At 56.1% G+C, this 20,120-nt stretch carries 19 protein-coding genes; 10 read left to right on the top strand and 9 right to left on the bottom strand.

The annotated features are described in order from the left end of the window. Window positions 1-254 precede the first annotated feature (254 nt). Entirely contained in the window at window positions 255-3,578 is a 3,324-nt protein-coding gene (gene rne / locus FEM41_RS15475) for a ribonuclease E (protein WP_138097031.1), read from the top strand. 446 nt (window positions 3,579-4,024) lie between these two features. Here the strand turns inward: rne and murJ are convergent, their stop codons facing one another. The 5 genes from murJ to FEM41_RS15450 all read right to left on the bottom strand — a co-directional run bounded on the left by murJ (window position 4,025) and on the right by FEM41_RS15450 (window position 8,852). After that, entirely contained in the window at window positions 4,025-5,560 is a 1,536-nt protein-coding gene (murJ, locus tag FEM41_RS15470) for a murein biosynthesis integral membrane protein MurJ (RefSeq protein ID WP_138097029.1), read from the bottom strand. 115 nt (window positions 5,561-5,675) lie between these two features. Then, complete coding sequence (locus tag FEM41_RS15465) at window positions 5,676-6,599, bottom strand: Gfo/Idh/MocA family protein (RefSeq protein WP_138097027.1); 924 nt, start codon at window positions 6,597-6,599, stop codon at window positions 5,676-5,678. A gap of 3 nt (window positions 6,600-6,602) precedes the next feature. Then, window positions 6,603-7,250 (bottom strand): YceH family protein, encoded by a 648-nt coding sequence (locus FEM41_RS15460; RefSeq protein ID WP_138097025.1) that lies wholly within the window; start codon window positions 7,248-7,250, stop codon window positions 6,603-6,605. A 21-nt stretch (window positions 7,251-7,271) separates the two neighbouring features. Next, entirely contained in the window at window positions 7,272-7,856 is a 585-nt protein-coding gene (rimJ, locus tag FEM41_RS15455; RefSeq protein ID WP_138097023.1) for a ribosomal protein S5-alanine N-acetyltransferase, read from the bottom strand. Window positions 7,857-7,991: 135 nt separating this feature from the next. Beyond that, window positions 7,992-8,852 (bottom strand): VOC family protein, encoded by an 861-nt coding sequence (locus tag FEM41_RS15450; protein ID WP_168198805.1) that lies wholly within the window; start codon window positions 8,850-8,852, stop codon window positions 7,992-7,994. A 196-nt stretch (window positions 8,853-9,048) separates the two neighbouring features. Between FEM41_RS15450 and FEM41_RS15445 the strand changes: the two genes are divergently transcribed. The 5 genes from FEM41_RS15445 to solA all read left to right on the top strand — a co-directional run bounded on the left by FEM41_RS15445 (window position 9,049) and on the right by solA (window position 12,873). Then, the gene (locus FEM41_RS15445) at window positions 9,049-9,609 is read left to right on the top strand and encodes a lipoprotein (protein ID WP_138097019.1); all 561 of its coding nucleotides are present in this window, start codon (window positions 9,049-9,051) and stop codon (window positions 9,607-9,609) included. Between the two features lie 123 nt (window positions 9,610-9,732). Then, window positions 9,733-10,779: a dihydroorotase gene (gene pyrC / locus FEM41_RS15440; protein WP_138097017.1), complete on the top strand. Its 1,047-nt coding sequence runs from the start codon at window positions 9,733-9,735 to the stop codon at window positions 10,777-10,779. Window positions 10,780-10,865: 86 nt separating this feature from the next. After that, window positions 10,866-11,111 (top strand): DNA damage-inducible protein I, encoded by a 246-nt coding sequence (gene dinI, locus FEM41_RS15435; protein WP_138097015.1) that lies wholly within the window; start codon window positions 10,866-10,868, stop codon window positions 11,109-11,111. 276 nt (window positions 11,112-11,387) lie between these two features. After that, window positions 11,388-11,642 carry a biofilm formation regulator BssS gene (gene bssS, locus FEM41_RS15430; RefSeq protein ID WP_138097013.1) on the top strand — a complete coding sequence of 85 codons (255 nt, stop codon included), beginning with the start codon at window positions 11,388-11,390 and terminating at the stop codon, window positions 11,640-11,642. Between the two features lie 115 nt (window positions 11,643-11,757). Next, window positions 11,758-12,873, top strand: a complete 1,116-nt coding sequence (gene solA / locus FEM41_RS15425; protein WP_138097011.1) for an N-methyl-L-tryptophan oxidase — start codon at window positions 11,758-11,760, stop codon at window positions 12,871-12,873. A gap of 13 nt (window positions 12,874-12,886) precedes the next feature. Here the strand turns inward: solA and proP are convergent, their stop codons facing one another. Continuing rightward, the gene (gene proP / locus FEM41_RS15420; RefSeq protein WP_138097009.1) at window positions 12,887-14,353 is read right to left on the bottom strand and encodes a glycine betaine/L-proline transporter ProP; all 1,467 of its coding nucleotides are present in this window, start codon (window positions 14,351-14,353) and stop codon (window positions 12,887-12,889) included. 680 nt (window positions 14,354-15,033) lie between these two features. Here proP and FEM41_RS15415 point away from each other — a divergent pair. Both FEM41_RS15415 and FEM41_RS15410 read left to right on the top strand, forming a co-directional pair. Beyond that, window positions 15,034-15,588 carry a cytochrome b gene (locus FEM41_RS15415; RefSeq protein WP_138097007.1) on the top strand — a complete coding sequence of 185 codons (555 nt, stop codon included), beginning with the start codon at window positions 15,034-15,036 and terminating at the stop codon, window positions 15,586-15,588. 15 nt (window positions 15,589-15,603) lie between these two features. Then, on the top strand, window positions 15,604-16,176 hold the full coding sequence (locus FEM41_RS15410) for a YceI family protein (RefSeq protein ID WP_138099223.1): 573 nt from the start codon (window positions 15,604-15,606) through the stop codon (window positions 16,174-16,176). A 34-nt stretch (window positions 16,177-16,210) separates the two neighbouring features. On the opposite strand, the gene trhO is transcribed toward FEM41_RS15410, so the two are convergent. Further along, window positions 16,211-17,260 carry an oxygen-dependent tRNA uridine(34) hydroxylase TrhO gene (gene trhO / locus FEM41_RS15405; RefSeq protein ID WP_138097005.1) on the bottom strand — a complete coding sequence of 350 codons (1,050 nt, stop codon included), beginning with the start codon at window positions 17,258-17,260 and terminating at the stop codon, window positions 16,211-16,213. Between the two features lie 229 nt (window positions 17,261-17,489). Here trhO and FEM41_RS15400 point away from each other — a divergent pair, with 229 nt between their 5' ends. Next, window positions 17,490-18,410, top strand: a complete 921-nt coding sequence (locus FEM41_RS15400; protein ID WP_138097003.1) for a Kdo(2)-lipid IV(A) acyltransferase — start codon at window positions 17,490-17,492, stop codon at window positions 18,408-18,410. Between the two features lie 140 nt (window positions 18,411-18,550). Next, complete coding sequence (locus FEM41_RS15395; protein ID WP_138097001.1) at window positions 18,551-18,913, top strand: MysB family protein; 363 nt, start codon at window positions 18,551-18,553, stop codon at window positions 18,911-18,913. A gap of 17 nt (window positions 18,914-18,930) precedes the next feature. Here FEM41_RS15395 and FEM41_RS24930 read toward each other — a convergent pair whose 3' ends face one another. Together FEM41_RS24930 and FEM41_RS15385 are read right to left on the bottom strand one after the other, a co-directional pair. Beyond that, window positions 18,931-19,032, bottom strand: a complete 102-nt coding sequence (locus tag FEM41_RS24930; protein WP_241666646.1) for a SymE family type I addiction module toxin — start codon at window positions 19,030-19,032, stop codon at window positions 18,931-18,933. A gap of 819 nt (window positions 19,033-19,851) precedes the next feature. After that, window positions 19,852-20,079: a YceK/YidQ family lipoprotein gene (locus tag FEM41_RS15385; RefSeq protein WP_138096999.1), complete on the bottom strand. Its 228-nt coding sequence runs from the start codon at window positions 20,077-20,079 to the stop codon at window positions 19,852-19,854. Between the last annotated feature and the right edge of the window lie 41 nt (window positions 20,080-20,120).

The following is a 20,120-nucleotide window of genomic DNA, read 5'->3' as shown; positions in this document are numbered from 1 at the left end:
TACGGGCTGCGGGTTGCAGACCTTACCGGTATACGGAATCTTCTCTGGCGAAACCAATCCAGGCTGTTCCCAAGGACTAATTGCGCTGCTTTTCCGGTTGAAAAGCAGGCTACCGATACTTTGCGCCTCATAGCACGCGACAACCGGGAGGTTGACGGCGATGCTCACTAGTCACGAGGCCATCGGTTCTTATCCGGCGAGTCGTCCCATGCCCGCAGCTCTGTCACTAATGCAAGAATAATGAGTTAGTTACGATGAAAAGAATGTTAATTAACGCAACTCAGCAGGAAGAGTTGCGTGTTGCCCTGGTCGACGGGCAGCGTCTGTACGACCTGGACATCGAAAGCCCGGGGCATGAACAGAAAAAAGCGAACATCTACAAAGGCAAGATCACCCGCATAGAACCCAGCCTGGAAGCGGCATTCGTCGACTATGGCGCCGAACGTCATGGCTTCCTTCCTCTCAAAGAGATCTCCCGCGAATACTTCCCCAGCAACTACTCTGCACATGGTCGTCCCAACATTAAGGATGTACTGCGTGAAGGTCAGGAAGTGATCGTCCAGATTGATAAAGAAGAGCGTGGCAACAAAGGGGCCGCGCTGACCACCTTTATCAGCCTGGCGGGCAGCTATCTGGTGCTGATGCCGAACAACCCTCGCGCTGGCGGCATTTCGCGCCGTATCGAAGGCGATGACCGTACCGAGCTTAAAGAGGCGCTGGCGTCTCTGGAAGTGCCGGACGGCATGGGGCTTATCGTTCGTACCGCAGGGGTCGGCAAATCCGCCGAAGCGCTGCAGTGGGACTTAAGCTTTCGCCTTAAGCACTGGGAAGCGATTAAAAAGGCCGCCGAAAGCCGCCCTGCTCCCTTCCTGATTCACCAGGAAAGCAACGTTATCGTGCGTGCATTCCGCGACTATCTGCGCCAGGATATTGGCGAGATTCTGATCGATAACCCGAAAGTGCTGGAGCTGGCGCGTCAGCATATCGCCGCGCTGGGCCGCCCCGATTTCAGCAGCAAAATCAAGCTGTATACCGGCGAAATCCCGCTGTTCAGCCATTATCAGATCGAGTCCCAGATTGAGTCCGCCTTCCAGCGCGAAGTGCGTCTGCCTTCCGGCGGCTCTATCGTTATCGATACCACCGAAGCGCTCACCGCTATCGATATCAACTCCGCACGCGCCACACGCGGCGGCGATATCGAAGAGACCGCCTTCAACACCAACCTGGAAGCGGCCGACGAGATCGCCCGCCAGCTGCGTCTGCGTGACCTTGGCGGCCTGATCGTTATCGACTTTATCGACATGACGCCGGTACGCCATCAGCGCGCCGTTGAAAACCGCCTGCGCGAAGCCGTGCGTCAGGACCGTGCCCGAATTCAGATCAGCCACATCTCCCGCTTTGGTCTGCTGGAGATGTCGCGTCAGCGTCTTAGCCCTTCCCTGGGCGAGTCCAGTCACCATGTGTGCCCACGCTGTAGCGGTACCGGCACCATCCGTGACAACGAATCACTGTCGCTCTCCATCCTGCGTCTGATCGAAGAAGAGGCGCTGAAGGAGAACACGAAAGAGGTGCACGCCATCGTTCCGGTGCCCATCGCCTCTTATCTGCTTAATGAAAAACGCGAAGCGGTTCACGCTATCGAAAAACGTCAGGGCGGCGTGCGCTGCGTCATCGTTCCGAGCGATCAGATGCAGACCCCGCACTACTCGGTACTGCGGGTACGCAGCGGCGAAGAGACCAATACGCTGAGCTACAAGCTGCCCAAGCTGCATGAAGAAGAGATGGCCATGCCGTCCGCCGATGATTTCCCGGAGCGACGCGCCCCTGAGCAACCTGCGCTGGCCGCGTTTGTGATGCCGGAGGTACCGCCTCTGCCGAGCGAGCCGGCCCCGACTGCCGCGCCTATCCAGCCTCAGGCCACGGCTGCCGCCGCTGTCGCCACGCCGGGTCTGGTTAGCCGTCTGTTCGGCGCCCTGAAGAAAGTCTTCGCCGGTGAGCCGGAAGCGGAAACCCCGGCCCAACAGGTCGAGGAAGCGCCGAAGAAATCCGAAGGCCGTCCGGATCGCCGTAACAATAACCGCCGTCAGAACAACAATCGCCGCGACCGGGGCGATCGTAACGAGCGCGGCAATCGTGACAGCCGCGATCGTGATAACCGCGAAGCTCGCGACAACCGCGACAATCGTGAAAATCGCGAGGAAAACCGCCGTAATCGCCGTCAGGCGCAGCAGCAGAATGCCGATACCCAGAAGACGCAGACTGCGGCAGATGCCGGTGAAGGCGAGAAGAACCGCGAGCCGCGTCGCGAACGCAACCGTCGCCGTAACAACGACGAGAAGCGTCAGACCCAGCAGGAAGCCAAAGTCGTAGAGCAGCAGGTGGAAAAGCAGGCCGAAACGGTCAGCGACGCCACCAGCGAAGAGCGTAAGGAAGAGCGCGTGCAGGTGATGCCGCGTCGTAAACAGCGCCAGCTGAGCCAGAAGGTCCGTATCACCGATGGCGCCGAAGACATCGCCATGGCGAATGACACCCAGTCTGGCACCGAAGTTGCGACTATTCCGTTGCCGGCCGTTGTCGAAGGCGAAACCGCGAAAGCGGCTGAAAAACCGGAAGAGCAGCGCAGTGAGGCGGGTGAGGAAAATACCGACGGCCGCAACGAGAATAACGCAGGTATGCCGCGTCGTTCTCGTCGTTCTCCGCGTCATCTGCGGGTTAGCGGCCAGCGTCGTCGCCGTTATCGTGACGAACGTTACCCGAGCCAGTCGCCGATGCCGATCGCCACAGGCTGCGCTTCTCCGGAGCTGGCATCCGGTAAGGTATGGATCAGCTATCCGGTGAACCGCGCTCAGGAGCAGGAGCTGCCGGAACAGCATACCCATTCCGATCAGCCGATTATCCCGCCGGTTCATCCGCAGAGCGAAACCGATGCGCAGCCGCAGGCTGTCGTACCAGAGCAGCCGATCGTGAAGACCGAGCATCCGGAAGCGATCGCTACCCCGGTGGACGAAGCGCCGCAGCTGATTGCCGAACGCGATGAAGCGACCGCTGAGCGGATTGCCGAAGAGGCTATTCCGGCTGAAGAACACGAGCCGCCGATGACGGCGGGTGGTAAACCTGCGAAGATCGTACCGCGTCAGGACGAAGTGCCTGCGCCGGTTGCAGAGCCGCAGCCGGAAATCGTCGAGCCGTCTGAAGTTATCGCTCAGGCCGAGGCTGAAGAGCAGCCTCAGGTTGAAGAGCTGCCGGAAGCCGTTGTCGAACCGCAGTCTCCGGTTGAAGAGCAGCCGCAGGCAGAACCGCAGCCGCAGGTTGAGGAAACCGCCGAGCCGGCGCCGGAAGTTCAGGCAGAACCAGAGGTTCAGGTAGCCTCACAGCCTGTCGCCACATCGGTAGAGGAGACGGCAAGCCGTCACGCCAGCGCTCCAATGAGCCGCGCACCGGCCCCGACCTGGGTGCCAGAGCCGCCGCGTCACAGCGACTGGGTGCGTCCAGCCTTTAACTTTAGCGGTAAGGGCTCTGCGGGTGGCCATAGCGCTACCCATCAGGCTACCGCCCCGGCGGGTAAACCGCAGCAGTAAGCCTGGCCTTAGCCGATAAAAGCCGACCCTTATGGGTCGGCTTTTTTATGGTTCATCGCGCTTTAGCATGGAATGTTTGAAAACGGAAGCTAAAAACCGGCAGAATATGATGATGTGGTGGGCTGTTCCGTTCACTTTGAGTCACTACTTCTCTGGTGATTCACAGCCAGTGAACGGAACCTTCTCCTGCGCTACATATTCATCAAGACAAATGGGCTAACCGCCGGTAACGTCATCTTCCCGCTAATCCGCGATGAACCTTTTTTATTGGCACTAAGAAACAGCCTGGTGTGATCGCTTTATTTATCGCATCACCAGGCTCCTCATTTCGTTTTTCCCCCAGCCCTACCCTGCGCCAGTTCCACTATTTTTCTCCCTGCAGGATCGCCAGAGATAAAAAAACCCGGTCAGCACAAGCTGACCGGGTCCGATTAGTGAAATTCGCGTTATGCGGTACGGCGGGCAAAATCCCGGGGCCGGAAGCCCAGCAGCGCCAGCGTGGCGAAGTAAGCCACAACCCCCACCAGCACCACCGCCATCAGACGCGCCAGTCGATACGGCATGCCCCCCTGCGACCACTCCGGCATCACATACAGCATCCCTACCAGCGCCGCCGCCATCACCACCACAGCAATCACCAGACGCACCAGGAAACGCATCCAGCCCGGCTGTGGCGTGAAAATATCCTGTTTACGCAACTGCCAGTAAAGCAGGCTGGCGTTCAGACAAGCCGCCAGACCGATAGAGAGCGCCAGACCGGCATGCTTCAACGGGCCGATAAACGCCAGGTTCATCAGTTGGGTCATAATCAGGGTCACAATCGCAATCTTCACCGGGGTTTTAATGTCCTGGCGCGAATAGAAGCCCGGCGCCAGCACCTTCACCACGATCAACCCCATCAAGCCTACCGCATAGGCCACCAGCGCCCTCTGGGTCATCGCGGCATCGAAGGCGCTGAATTTACCGTACTGAAACAGCGATACGGTCAGCGGTTTAGCCAGCACGCCAAGCGCCACGGCACTGGGCAGCGCCAGCAGAAAACAGAGACGCAGCCCCCAGTCCATCAGGCGGCAGTATTCATCATGATTACCGCTGGCGAAGCTTTTCGAGAGCGACGGCAGCAGAATGGTGCCCAATGCCACGCCCAGCACGCCGGAAGGAAACTCCATCAGGCGATCGGCATAGTACATCCAGGAGACCGAACCGGAGACCAGAAACGAAGCGAAAATGGTGTTGATAATAAGCGAGATCTGGCTGACCGAAACGCCGAGGATTGCGGGCCCCATCTGTTTCACCACCCGCAGCGCCCCGGCGTTTTTAAAGCTCACGCGCGGCAGCACCAGCATGCCAATTTTTTTCAGATGTGGCAGCTGGTAAAACAGCTGTAGCACACCGCCGACGGTGACCGCCCAGCCCAATGCCAGTACCGGAGGATTAAAGTAAGGCGCGGCAAACAGCGCAAAACCAATCATGCTGATATTCAGCAGCGTGGGAGCAAAGGCCGGCACCGAAAAGCGGTTCCAGGTATTGAGAATGGCCCCCACCAGCGATGCCAGCGAGATCAACAGGATATAAGGAAAGGTAATCCGCAGCAGCTGGCTGGTGAGGTTAAATTTATCCGCCGTATCGGCAAAGCCCGGCGCCGTAATCATAATCACCCAGGGCGCCGCCAGCATTCCGGCGATGGTGACCACCGCCAACGCCAGGGTCAACAGCCCGGAGACATAGGCGATAAACAGCCGGGTCGCCTCTTCACCCTCTTTGCTCTTGTATTCCGCAAGGATAGGCACAAAGGCCTGGGAGAAGGCCCCTTCGGCAAAGATCCGCCGTAACAGGTTGGGAAGTTTAAACGCCACAAAGAAGGCGTCTGTCGCCATCCCTGCGCCAAAGGCGCGCGCCACAATGGCATCGCGTGCAAAACCCAGCACGCGTGAAAACATGGTCATAGAGCTGACTGCCGCCAGCGATTTTAATAAATTCATGGATCCCTTGTTCCATAGACAACGCGGGCGCCTGTAATACAGGCGCCGGTCTGATTAGGAAGCGCTTAGTCTACCCGAGCTAAAATGAATTACTACCGGGAGTTGTTACCGTTGGTTATTCGCTGACGGCCTCGCGCCACAGCTGCTCCACCACGCGCTGGGCACGTAACGCCTCTTCGCCCGAGGTTTCCGGAACCGTCTGATTTGCCACACAATCGATAAAATGGCGGGCGCAGCCCGCAAAACCGCGTTGCTCAAGGGTACTCTGCCAGCCAGGCACCGGCAGGGTCACTACGCCTGCGCCCCGCTCTTCACGCCACTCGCGCATATCGGTTACCTCAAGCCAACCGCCGTCGGTCACCATCTGTACCTGCTCGCGCTGGCTACCAGCCCGGCGATGCATGCAGGTGGTGACCTGGAGTTGAGAACGCTGGAAGTGATGCTCGGCCCACAGCATCTGCCCTTCATCATTGGTACAGATAGCACCGCTGGATAGCCTGGCATCCCCCCCGGCCAGCCACAAAGCGGTATCCACCAGATGCAGATAGTCATCGAGCAGGGTAAAGCGCAGATCGCCGGGGCCGATGCTGTCGGCACGATGTTTATCCATGCGCAACGAGGCCCGTTCGCCGGTTGTCGCCTTCAGCGCCTGGTAGCGCGGCGCAAAGCGACGGTTGAAGCCGACCATCAGCGACAGCCGCTGCTGGCTGGCCTGCGCCACCAGCTTTTCGGCATCGCGCAGATTTTCCGCCAGCGGTTTATCCACGCAGACGTGGACTCCGGCGCTGAGCAGTTCGCTGACCACCGCGTAATGGCTGGCGGTAGCGCTGTGAACAAAGACCGCATCGCACTGCGCAGCCAGCGCCGCCAGCGATGAGAAATAGTCGATACGATACGTCTGGCAAACCGGTAGCGCCCGTTCGCGGGTGGGCGAAAACGCCCCCACCAGTTGCCAGTCACTGGCGGCGGCCAGCACCGGCAGCCAGGCCTTTTGCGCGATGCTCCCCAGCCCCACCACCCCAATACGTAGCTGCCTCATCGCTTAGTCTCCCAGGTGCGCCAGCAGAGAATCGAGACGCGCTTTAAGCTCCGCCACTTCCTGCTCCAGCTGTTCCACACGCTGCGTCAGACCAGGAGCACTGGCCTGCGGTTCAGCGATTTCCGGCTCCGCTGCCGCCACTTCACCGCAGAACAGATGCATATAGCGGCTTTCGCGTTTGCCCGCCTCCCGGGGCAAACGTGCCACAAAGGGGCCGTCATCGCGCTGAGCCAGTCTTTCCAGGGTATTTTCCAGTTCCGTCATATCGGTGAACTCATGCATTCGGGCACAGCGGCTACGCAGCTCACCCGGCGTCTGAGCGCCGCGCAGCAACAGCGTCGTCACCAGCGCCACCTCCGCCGTGGAAAGTTTCAGATCGCCAAAGGCCGAATTGCAAAAACGCTGCTCATATTTGGTCACCCGACTGCCGAAACCGCTTTGGGTGCTGACGTAGTGGCGTTTGACCAGCTCATCCAGGGTCTCCTGGACGTCAATGTTGGAAAGGTTCATCACCGGATCGCGGTTGGTTTTCTGATTACAGGCAACGACAACGCCATTAAGGGACATAGGGTATTGATCCGGGGTGGTGACCTGCTTTTCCAACAGGCAGCCAATCAGACGGGCCTGAAGCGGGCTGAACTGATACTTCATCTTCTCTCCTTTGAGCAAGCTTTAGCGGCCGGGGACCCATGATGGGGTCGTCAGCGCCGTTAGCACGTGATCGCGCCAGACGCCGTTAATCAACAGATAGTCGTGGGCATAGCCCTCTTTTTTGAATCCCAACCGGGCGAGCAGCGCGCCACTGCGCTGATTGTGAGGCATGTAGTTAGCCATAATACGATGAATATGCTGGGTGCGCTGCATATAACGAATGGCGGAGGTCAGCGCCTCGAACATGATCCCCTGCCCCTGCCATTTCTCACCCAGCGAATAGCCCAGATAGCAGGCATGGAACGAGCCGCGCACCACATTAGAGAAGTTAGCCACGCCGCGGATCTCATGTTCGTCGGGATCCAGCAGGGCAAAATAGAAGGCGCTGCCCTGACGGTGCAGCTCTTCGATCATCGCCAAACGCGGCTGCCAGCCTGAAGGATAACAGTGACTTTCATCGCGCACCGGCTCCCAGGGCTTAAGAAACTGGCGATTTTCCGCGTAATAGTCGGCCAGTCGCCATGCGTCTCTGGCATGGACCAGCCGCACAACCAGACGCTCTGTCGTGAGTCGCGCTTTCGGGACATGACTACGGTAGCCAAACATCTTATTCCCTGTCTCCTTATCTCTTATGTTCGTCGCTTTGGTCATCCGGCTCAGATTCTCTTACTATAAACGTCCGGTAACCCGCGTGAAAACAGCAACATGCCCTTTTTTGCGTTCGCTCTCCCTTTGCGTCATTCAGGCGTTCAACCAGGCATCGTGCAGTTGCTGAAGATCGATCTTCTTCATCGGGTACAGCGCTTGCATCACCTGATACGCTTTATGCTGCTGGCGCCCGTCCAGCAGCATCGGCAGCTCCCGCGGCAGAATCTGCCAACACTGACCGAAGGCATCGCGCAGCCAACCGCAGGCGATCTCCTGTCCCCCCTCGCCCAGAATCCGCCACAGCCTGTCGATCTCATTCTGGCTGTCACACCAGACGCACAGCGAAAAGGCGCTGGACAGCACAAAATCGTGGGAATGATCGTTTTCCTGTAACAGGAAAGGCTGGCCACACAGCAGAAAGCGCGACTGCTGGAGCGTACCGTCCGGATTGAGGATCGCCTCCTCCCTCTCACAGGGGGCCAGGGCGTTTCCCCAGGCGGCAATCGCCTCATTTCCCCGACCATATAGCGCATCGCAGAACATCATTCCGGGCGCAATCTCATCACGATCCGCCAGCCGTAGCTGCCAGTTAAGGCCGAAGGGATCCGCCAGCCAGCCAAAACAGTCGCTGAACGGGTAGCTGTCCAGCGCCATCAGTTCGCTTCCGCCTTCGCTTAGCGCCGCCCACAGTCGCTCAAGCCGCTCGCGAGAGCTGCAGTCGACACGCAGAAACTGGGCAGGGGAAAACGGCATTTTCGCATCGCCGTTAAGCGCCAGGAGCTCACAGTCCCAGAGACTAAAATCGACGGTCATCACCGTTCCCCGGGGGAGATGACGATCGTCCGGGTAGTAGTTACGCATCCGCTCATGGCCGTTTTCAAACGCCTGTAGCCAGAAACTGACCGCCTCCTGCGCCCGTTCCTGTAGCCACAGACAGGGAACTATTTTGTTCATCTTTCCCCTCCTCGCCAGCCTAACCATTACTATAGTGCATGGCGGATGGCCAAACAGACGCAAATCAATCCGCCAGCCCTCATCGTCCTCTGCCCGCCGGGGAGTTTTCAGTTTTTTCTGCTGGTTATCTTCCCGCTGGTGCAGGATGCTGCTTTGTGTCAGGATCTGAGGATCCGGCATGCAAAAGAGGAATGCTATGAAAAAGTTTGTAATGGCCGCGGCGCTGGTGATTGGCGGCCTGCTGGCAGGATGTAACCAGCTCACGTCTTATACTATCAGCGAACAGGAGATTAACCAGGCGCTGGCGAAGCGCAATGATTTCTCCAAAGATATTGGTGTGCCCGGCGTGGCCGATGCCCATATCGTACTGACCAACCTGGCCAGCCAGATTGGCCGTGAAGAACCCAATAAGGTCACCCTGACCGGGGATGCCCAGTTGGATATGAGTTCGCTGTTCGGTAATCAGAAAGCCACCATGAAGCTTACCCTGAAAGCGCAACCCTTCTTCAATGCGGAACAGGGCGCTATTTACCTGCGTGAAATGGAAGTAGTGGACACGACCATCGAACCGAAAAAGATGGAGTCGGTACTCCAGACTATCGTTCCCTATCTGAATCAGTCGCTGCGTAGCTACTTTAACCAGAAACCGGCCTACGTTTTGCGCGAAGACAACAGTAAAGGCGAAGCCATGGCGAAGAAATACGCCAAAGGCATTGAAGTGAAACCCGGCGAGATAATCATCCCCTTCACGGATTAATCCTCCCCCGCCCCCCCGGAAAATTTTACGCCGGGGGGTGCAAAGGAAAACGTTTCCGCTTATCCTTAGTGCCCGGCATAATCAGGCCCCACCCGACCGATTCCCTTTAGCCGGAGCACCTCCATGACCGAACAGATCCAGGTTTTAAAAATCCGCCGCCCCGATGACTGGCACCTTCACCTGCGCGATGGCGAAATGCTGCAGACCGTAGTTCCCTGGACCAGCGCCACCTTTGGCCGGGCGATTGTGATGCCCAACCTGGTCCCGCCGGTAACCACGGTAGAAGCCGCCCAGGCCTATCGCCAGCGCATTCTGGACGCCGTTCCCGCCAATCACCACTTTGAGCCGCTGATGACCTGCTATCTGATCGATTCCCTCGATCCGGATGAGCTGGAGCGCGGTATGAAAGCGGGCGTCTTTACCGCAGCCAAACTCTACCCGGCCAACGCGACCACCAACTCCAGCCACGGCGTCACCAGCATTGATGCCATTATGCCGGTACTGGAGCGGATGGAAAAAATCGGTATGCCTCTGTTGGTACACGGTGAAGTCACCCATGCCGATATCGATATTTTCGACCGTGAAGCGCGCTTTATTGAAACCGTGATGGAACCGCTGCGCCAGCGTCTACCCGGCCTGAAAGTGGTGTTCGAGCATATCACTACCCAGGAAGCAGCCTGGTATGTACGCGACGGCAACGAGCGGCTGGCGGCCACCATTACGCCTCAGCATCTGATGTTTAACCGTAATCATATGCTGGTCGGCGGCGTGCGCCCGCACCTCTACTGCCTGCCGATCCTCAAGCGCAACGTGCATCAACAGGCTCTGCGCGAGCTGGTCGCCAGCGGCTGCGATCGCGTCTTCCTGGGGACTGACTCCGCGCCACATCCCCGCCACCGTAAAGAGGCCTGCTGCGGCTGCGCAGGCTGTTTTAACGCCCCGGCAGCTATGGGCGCCTACGCCACGGTGTTTGAAGAGCTGGACGCGCTGGCGCATCTGGAAGCCTTCTGTTCGCTCAATGGCCCACGCTTCTATGGGTTGCCGGTCAATGAAGAGACCATTGAACTGGTGCGTGAACCGCAACAGATGCCGGAAAGTATTGCCCTTAGCGATGATGCTTTAATCCCTTTCCTGGCGGGTGAGACTCTGGCCTGGTCGGTTAAACGCTAACGGCTGACGATAATCGTCATTCCCCTGTTGCAAGTCGCACGGCTTAACTGTATATATATACAGCATCACCAACAGGGGATTTTTTTATGCGTATTGAAGTGACCATTGCCAGGACCACGGTGTTGCCGCCCGGCGCTCTCGACGCGCTTAGCGGCGAATTCTCGCGTCGTATTGAAAATGCCTTTCCCGAAAGCCCGGGGCAGATTCTGGTGCGCTATGCCGCCAGCAATAATCTCTCCGTCATTGGCGGTTCGTCGGATGATAAAGAACGCATTCGCGACATTCTGCAGGAAACCTGGGAAAGCGCCGACGACTGGTTTTACTCCGCCTGACGCCCCTCTCTTTCTTTGTGCTATTTTGCCGGGATTCGCCGCCCGGCTTTTTTCCCTCCGTTACGTTTCTTAAGAATACTCTCTGAAATTTTAATCCCATTCCCATCGAAACGATGATTTATTGCTCGTATTAATCAAAAAAAGCGCAATCAGTAATCTTAATTTTTATTCAGACTGCAGTACTGGTTGTTTTTTGATATAATGATACTGCTTCACGAATAAAATATGCATTGATCCTCACAGTCCGTTGCTACAAACACGTATTAAGGGGGTATCATGGAAAAAAATAACGAAGTAATTCAGACTCATCCCCTTGTCGGATGGGATATCAGCACCGTAGACAGTTACGATGCTCTGATGTTACGCCTGCACTACCTGACCGCGAATCAAGCTCAGCCGGACGAAACTGAAGTTGGCCAGACCCTTTGGTTAACCACCGATGTTGCCCGCCAGTTTATTTCTATTCTCGAGGCGGGAATAGCCAAAATCGAATCGGGGGAATACCCGGTGAATGACCATCTTAAGCACTAAATCAAAAATAAATCATTGCAAGGCGCCGACACGGCGCCTTTTTTATTTTTCGGGCTTGTGTGTTATCAACAGGTTAATTACCCTGCAGTGATAGCACCACAATAGAGAGAGCAGCATGGATTACGATTTAATCATCGTCGGGAGCGGTTCGACAGGCGCCGCCGCTGGCTGGTACGCCACCCGTGCCGGTCTGCGGGTCTTAATGACGGACAGCGCCCATCCTCCCCATGACGAAGGCAGCCATCACGGCGCCACCCGCCTGATTCGCCACGCTTACGGCGAAGGCGAAAAGTACCTGCCGCTGGTCCTGCGGGCCCAGGAGCTGTGGGATGAGTTACATAAAGAGAGCGGCGAGCGCATCTTCGCTCGTACCGGGGTGCTGAATCTGGGCCCTGCCAGCTCCGATTTTATGCATAACGTCGAGCAGAGCGCAGCACAGTGGAAGCTGCCGCTGGAAAAGCTTGATGCTCAGGCATTAGTAACCCGCTGGCCGCAGGTTGCCGTACCGGACGACTATCTGGGACTGTTCGAACCCAACTCAGGCGTGCTGTACTGCGAAACGGCGATTACGGCCTGGATCCGCCTTGCCCGTGAGGCGGGATGTGCTCAACTCTTTAACTGCCCGGTCACGGAGATACGCCGCTGTGAGGGTGGCGTTGAAGTGGAAACTATCGACGGCACTTACAGCGCCCCCAGAATACTGATTAGCGCTGGTACCTGGGTTAAACGTCTGGTGCCCAATCTGCCCGTCACGCCAGTACGTAAAATCTTCGCCTGGCACCAGGCCGATGGCCGCTACAGCGCAGAAAATCACTTCCCGGCCTTTACCGGCGAGCTGCCCAATGGCGATCAATTCTACGGCTTCCCCGCCGAAAATAACGAACTGAAAATCGGTAAACACAACGGCGGACAGCTTATCGACTCGCCTGACCAGCGTCAGCCGTTCGGTGCCCTGCCCGGCGACGGCAGCGAGGTATTCAGCTTTCTGCGCCAGATTCTTCCCGGCGTGGGCGTCTGTCTGCACGGCGCAGCCTGTACTTACGATAACTCCCCGGACGAGGATTTTATCATCGACAGGCTACCGGATATGCCGGAAGCCATGGTGATTACCGGTTTGAGCGGACACGGCTTTAAGTTCGCCAGCGTACTGGGCGAGATCGCCTGCGATTTTGCCCGCGGTAACCCATCGCCCTTCGATCTCACCCCTTTCCGACTTAGCCGCTTTAGCTGACCCCTCTGCCGGCTTATTGACTGGCCGGCAGATTCTCTGCCTGACGTTCCAGCTTCTGCACCAGGCGATGCGCCTCTTCTTCACTCCCCACAGCAGGCGCCGACCCGTGCAGCGGCTTACGCGCGGTTTCACGCATAAAGAAAGCGGTGATCACCCCGATAACGCCAGCCCCCATCAGATACCAGGCCGGAATCATCACGTTACCGGTCTTTTCCACCAGCCAGCTGGTCAGCAGCGGCGTGGTGCCGCCAAACAGCGAGACCGACAGGTTAAAGCCAATGGCCAGCGCGCTGTAACGCACTTCGGTGGTAAATAGCGCAGGCAGAGTGGCCGGCATGGTGCCGCTAAAGCAGGTGTGCAGTACGCCCAGGATCACCAGCCCCAGGAAGATGGCCGACATCGAGCCGCTACCAATCAGCCACAGCGCCGGAATCGCCAGCACGATAAGGCCGATGGCGCCACACATAATCACCGGACGACGGCCAAGCCTGTCATTCCAGTACCCCGAAGCCAGGGTCAGCGGCATCATAATAAACATGACCACCATCACCAGCATCAGGCCGCTCAGCTCGCTCATTCCCAGCACGCTGGTCAGATAGCTGGGCATGTATGACGTCAACATATAGTTAGAGACGTTAAACACCAGCACCAGGCCAACACATCTCAGCATCTGGATGCGGTAACGTGACAGCATTTCCCACAGACCAATCTGCGGTTTGCTGTGCTCCAGCGCCTCCTGTTTTTCCATATGCTTCTGGAAGGCCGGCGTCTCTTCAAGCTTCAGACGGATGTAGAGCCCGAACAGCCCCAACGGCCCGGCGATAAAGAACGGAATACGCCAGCCCCAGCTCATAAGCTGCTGCTGGGTCAACAGCGCGGTCATGCCAGTGACCAGTATCGCCCCCAGCAGATAGCCAGACAGCGTACCAAACTCCAGCCAACTGCCCATAAAACCACGCCGCTTATCGGTGGAGTATTCCGCAATAAAAGTCGCCGCACCGCCGTATTCACCGCCGGTAGAGAACCCCTGAACCAGACGCGCCACCAGCAACAGCAGCGGTGCCGCAATCCCTATCTGGTCGTAACCGGGGATCAGGCCGATACAGAAGGTCCCTATCGCCATCATGATCATGGTGAAAGCCAGTACCTTCTGGCGACCAATACGATCCCCCAGCGGTCCAAATACCATGCCGCCCAGCGGACGAACCAGGAAGGCGGCGGCAAAAGCGCCAAAGGTGGCAATAAGCTGAACCGCCGGGCTGCCGCCGGGAAAGAAGACCTTACCGATGGTAACGGCCAGGAAACTGTAAACGCCAAAATCAAACCACTCCATGGCGTTACCCAGGGCAGCGGCGCCAACGGCGCGCTTAAGCATCTGCTGATCGACAATCGTAATATCATCGACCGATAGCGTTTTCTTCTGACGCTTGCGCCAGAAACTATGGCGCTGAGCCTGTTGTTTTTCCGAATGATTGCTCATGAATATCCCTCAGATAATGACCTGATTATGCTGACGGCATCATAGCTTTCTCGTCCTTGTTGCGCGTGGTACTCCGCCAACAGGCGCCACGCAGGGTGTGAAAGCTATAACGCAGAGAAAAATCGGGGGCTATCTGTAGCATGCCGCCCGACTTACATAACTTTAATTTACACAAAAATCTACCTGCAATCAAATTTGCGACTTTTATCACTATCATTTGCGACATATTGCAGCAATAAACATCAATAAAATGACGTTTTTATAGTGAAAAACACCAATGAAATTACAGTGCGGGATAGCGCTATGGTGAATAATACAACTATCCATAAGGTGATTTACCATCGGTGATAATGGAAAAGAGTATCACCCGGGTTGCTTATTTAACCCTGAAATAGCGTATGAGATTGACACTTATTGACAAACAATAGCATATCATCTTTTTCAGAAAAATTATTTGATGATTAAAAAAGTTAGAATAAATTGTTATTTTTCATTGCAGTACATCTCATCACCATTGATAGCACACCATTAATTCTGCATTATTGATAATAAATAGCATTTCTTTTTCATATTTTTTGAATATCATAAAAATACTATTCCCTGACGTTATTTTTTTGTTGCAGATAGTAATTTTCCAGGACACATTTAGCGCTACCGATAATTATTTTGGCAATTCTGATATGCAATGGCGTAATTCACCATCGCGCTACGGGCATCTTGCGCTCCTGTTCCACTGGCTGGTGGCGTTAACGGTCTATGGTATGTTTGGCTTAGGTCTGTGGATGGTCACGCTGGGTTATTACGACGGCTGGTACCATAAGGCGCCTGAACTGCATAAAAGTATCGGCATTATGCTGCTGCTGGTTATGCTGGCCCGCGTAGTCTGGCGCTGGATATCACCACCGCCTCCCCCACTTGACAGTTATTCGCGCTTTACCCGCGTTAGTGCGGCGGTGGCGCACCTGCTACTCTATTTTGGTCTGTTCGCCATTATCTTTACCGGCTATCTGATCTCTACCGCCGATGGTAAACCCATTAACGTTTTCGGCTGGTTTGAGGTTCCCGCCACGCTGAGCGGCGCGGGCGAGCAGGCCGATCTGGCAGGAGATATTCACCTGTGGCTCGCCTGGGGCGTGGTATTACTCTCCCTCGCTCATGGGCTGGCCGCATTAAAGCACCACTTAATTGATAAAGACGTTACGCTCTGGCGCATGCTGGGCAAAACGTCACGTTAACTATGGAGTGAAATGATGAAAAAATGCCTGCTGGGACTGACCCTTGGCGCCATGATGTTCACCAGCGCCCCGGCGCTGGCCGCGGAGTACAAGATCGATAAAGAGGGGCAGCACGCCTTTATCAACTTCCGAATCCAGCACCTTGGCTACAGCTGGCTGTACGGAACCTTTAAAGACTTCGACGGCGGCTTTACCTTCGATGAAAAGAACCCTGCCGCCGATAAAGTGAATGTCACCATCAATACCAATAGCCTGGACACCAACCACGCCGAGCGCGATAAGCATCTGCGCAGCGCCGATTTCCTGAACACAGGAAAATTCCCGCAGGCCACTTTCACCTCAACGGAAGTGAAGAAAGATGGCGACGAACTGGACATCACCGGTAATCTGACGCTGAACGGCGTCACTAAGCCGGTAACCCTGGAAGCAAAACTGCTGGGCCAGGGAGACGATCCCTGGGGCGGCTATCGCGCAGGCTTTGAAGCGGAAGGGAAAATTCGCCTGAAAGACTTCAATATCACCAAAGATCTGGGTCCGGCCTCTCAGGAAGTGGATCTGATTATCTCCGTGGAAGGGGTTCGTCAATAATTCCCCAGCCCCGCCGGGCGGCGGGGCGATTTCCTTAGTCGGGATCGGGAATACCGGTCAGGGTATTCAGCCGTCCGCGCGACTTGTTAAAGATCTTCATTCCATTTTCACGCTTTGCCCGACGCTGGCGTTGCTCTTCCGGCGACAGTTGCAGTTCATCACGACAGAGTTCGCTGCAGCAGCCCTGATACTGCTCCGCACAGCGAGGACACTGAATAAACAGCAGGTGACAGCCGTCGTTTTTACAGTTGGTGTGGCTGTCACAGGGGGTACCACACTGGTGGCAATGGGCGATAACATCTTCAGTAATCCGCTCACCAAGACGTTCATCGAACACAAAGTTCTTACCCACAAAACGCACCGGCAACCCCTGTTCCCTGGCCCGACGCGCATATTCAATAATGCCGCCCTCAATATGATACACCTGCTTAAAGCCGTTATGCCGCATCCAGGCGCTGGCCTTTTCACAGCGAATACCGCCGGTGCAGTACATCACAATCTTTTTCTCGCGGTGAGGCTCCATCATCTCTACCGCTTTCGGTAGCTGTTCGCGGAAAGTATCGGCCGGGATCTCCAGCGCCCGCTCAAAGTGACCGACTTCGTACTCATAGTGATTACGCATATCGATAAACAGCGCGTCGGGATCGTCCAGCATGGCGTTAACGCCGTCGGCGGTCAGGTACTCACCCACGTTCGAAGGATCGAAGTTGGGATCCTCAATACCATCCGCCACGATGCGCTCGCGCACCTTCATGCGCAGCACCCAGAACGATTTTCCGTCATCGTCCAGCGCGATATTCAGACGCAGGCCGTCCAGCGCCGGGTGAAAACCGTACAGCGTCTGGCGCAAGGACTCCACCCGGCTCTGGGGCACGCTGATTTGCGCGTTGATACCCTCATGGGCCAGATAGACCCGACCAAAGACCTTAAGGGCCGTCAGCGCCTGATACAGCGCATCACGGGTCGCTTTGGGATCGTCGATAGTAAAATATTTATAGAACGAGATGGTGATGCGCGGTTCGCTTTCAGCCAGCATGCGCGCTTTCAACTCCTCGTTACTGATTCGGTTATGTAACACTGGCATGGTGTTTTTTCCTGCAATCGGTAAACGCTTATCTGTGGCGCGGCATCATATAGCAACAGCGGCCAATTTACATCCACACATTTTACGCTACATTCTGCACACAATATGATGCCGCCTGCGCCAAATATGGCGAGAGTTCAGCCACCCGGTGCTCGCGGTTTTGGCGGTGACACAAATAAATGTCACAATATAGCTCTTCGTGGCGTTGCCATTAGTTGATGGAATTTTCATGACTCATTTACCACAATTTTCCCGCGCCCTGCTGCACCCCCGATACTGGCTCACCTGGTTGGGTATCGGCGTACTCTGGCTGGTGGTACTGCTTCCCTACCCGGTTATCTGGCGTATCGGCCGTCTGCTCGGCTGGCTGTCGATGAAGTTGATTAAACGTCGGGCGCAGATTGCCCATCGTAACCTTGAGCTGTGCTTCCCCGAGATGTCGGAAGCAGAGCGCCAGCGCCTGGTACGGCAGAATTTCGAATCCGTGGGTATGGGGGTTCTGGAAACGGGTATGGCCTGGTTCTGGCCTGACTGGCGTATCGCCCGCTGGTCAGAGGTTTCAGGCATGGGGCCAGTAAAAGAGCTACACGCCCGGAAAAAAGGCATTTTGCTGATCGGGGTTCACTTTCTGACCCTGGAGTTAGGAGCCCGGATGTTTGGCATGCAGGAGCCGGGCATTGGCGTCTATCGTCCCAACGATAACCCGGTGCTCGACTGGTTACAGACCTGGGGGCGAATGCGCTCCAACAAAGACATGATCGACCGAAAAGACCTGAAAGGGATGATCAGGGCGCTGAAAGGCGGTGAGGTGGTCTGGTATGCCCCGGATCATGACTACGGCCCGCGTACCAGCGTCTTCGTGCCTTTCTTCGCGGTGGATCAGGCCGCCACGACTTCTGGCACCTGGATGCTGGCCCGCACCTCTAAGGCCTGTATCGTCCCCTTTGTGCCGCGCCGCAAGCCGAACGGCAAAGGCTATGAGCTGATTATGCTGGAGCCGGAAAACGATCCGCCGCTGGAAAGCGCGGAAGCCACCGCAGCCTGGATGAACAAGGTGGTCGAGCGCTGCATTATGATGGCTCCCGACCAATATATGTGGTTACACCGCCGCTTTAAGACCCGCCCGGAAGGGGTTCCTTCCCGCTATTAGTCATATCCTGCGCCCGGGGCACTCCCGGGCGCCTGAATCCCACGTCGATCTAAACCTGCTAATTTTTTTCCACGATATTTTCTGCTGCGCCACAGTTCGTCTATTCTTTCCAGAAATCAGGTCAACTCAGGGAGCACGCTATGTCAATGTACACCACGCTTGAAGAAGCCATCGACGCCGCACGCGAAGAGTTTATTGCCACCAACGGCGAAGATACCCCCGTCCAGCAACTGGCCCTGCAGAAATATATTCTGCAGGATGGCGACGTTATGTGGCTGGCCGAATTCTTCGCTACCGAAGAGGAAGAGGGAGAATGCCTGCCGCTGTTTAGCGCAGAGGCGGCCCAGGAGGTCTTCGATGGTGACTATGAAGATATTGAAATCGAAGAGGAGTGGCAGGAAGAGAACACCCTGCATGAATGGGACGAGGGCGAGTTCCAGCTCGAACCGCCGCTGGATACCGAAGAGGGGGAAGCCGCGGCGGACGAGTGGGACGAGCGCTGAGTGACGGTTTATCGCGTTTAGCCGGGGCAGATAATGATTCTGCCCGACTCAATGGTCATCTTAACCGGACAGCCGATTTCAAACCCGGCTTCACTCAGCCGGCGGCCTTTCAGATGCAGGCTGGGGCGGCGGTCGTAGCAAGTTGTTTTGCAGGTCAGGCTATTTTCGTGACGCTGATATATCCGACGGTCAGGTTGCGTTGCGTTTTGGAAATAGCGGGGCGTGGCTTATGATGGGTATCAGCCATAATCAACTCCTTGTTAGTTGGTTGTGGTTAGCGGCCTGTCAGTGTTCGTGCACTGGCGGGTCGCGTCTGTATTAATCAGTGGGTCTTGCTTCTCTCTTCCTCCTTTGAATAAAAAATCGCTATTGGTATTTTAACCTGTAATAAATCACAGTGGTGGGCTGAATTTCTGTTTCCTGAATCTGGCTTGCAATATTCCTGTGTGTTTTCAGTGTTATTTCATTGACGGGGAATATTATTACTGCGGTGCTGTTTTCAGGCGGAATATGTCACGCTGATGAAGGTTCCGTTCACTTTAAGGTTATTTTTTATATGTCGGTTTCGGAACCGGTGAACGGACCAGTCCACTACCGCCCCATATTCCACCGCTTTTATTCTGAAACAGAGCCTCAGGAATGATATTGACTACCAGGCGCCGGAGCTGCCTGTCACCCTCACCCCGGCCCTCTCCCTGAAAGGGAGAGGGAGTATTCCCCTGACCCGTTCTACCTGCTGTGAATCAACAGAGAAGCAGTCGCGAAAAGTGAACGGAACAGTCCACTACCGCCCCATATTCCGCCGCTTTTATTCTGAAACAGAGCCTCAATGATATTGACTACCAGGCGCCGGAGCTGCCTGTCACCCTCACCCCGCCCTCTCCCTGAAAGGGAGAGGGCGTATTCCCCTGACCCGTTCACCGTAAGGGAGAAAGAAATTACTCGTAAGGCCCATGATGGCTATCTATCGGCAGCAACAGGGTATCGAAGACCAGCGAAAACGGCAGGTCAAGCACCGTCACATAGCGCCACGGCGAGTCGCGCAAATCCCACTGTACACCGGGGTAGTACTGATTACCGTTGCCCTGCCCCGGTATCGTACGGCTGATAATACTGCCGCAGCCGCTCAAAAGCAGAGCGGCAATAATGACAAAGATAATTCTCAACGGCTATCCTCTTTAGACGTCCGCGCCCGTCCCGGGCAAAA

This window comes from Jejubacter calystegiae (assembly GCF_005671395.1).
Taxonomy (GTDB): Bacteria; Pseudomonadota; Gammaproteobacteria; order Enterobacterales; family Enterobacteriaceae; genus Jejubacter; species Jejubacter calystegiae.
The sequence above is the reverse complement of the archived record's forward strand: the minus strand, read 5'-3'. Positions and strand labels throughout refer to the sequence as shown.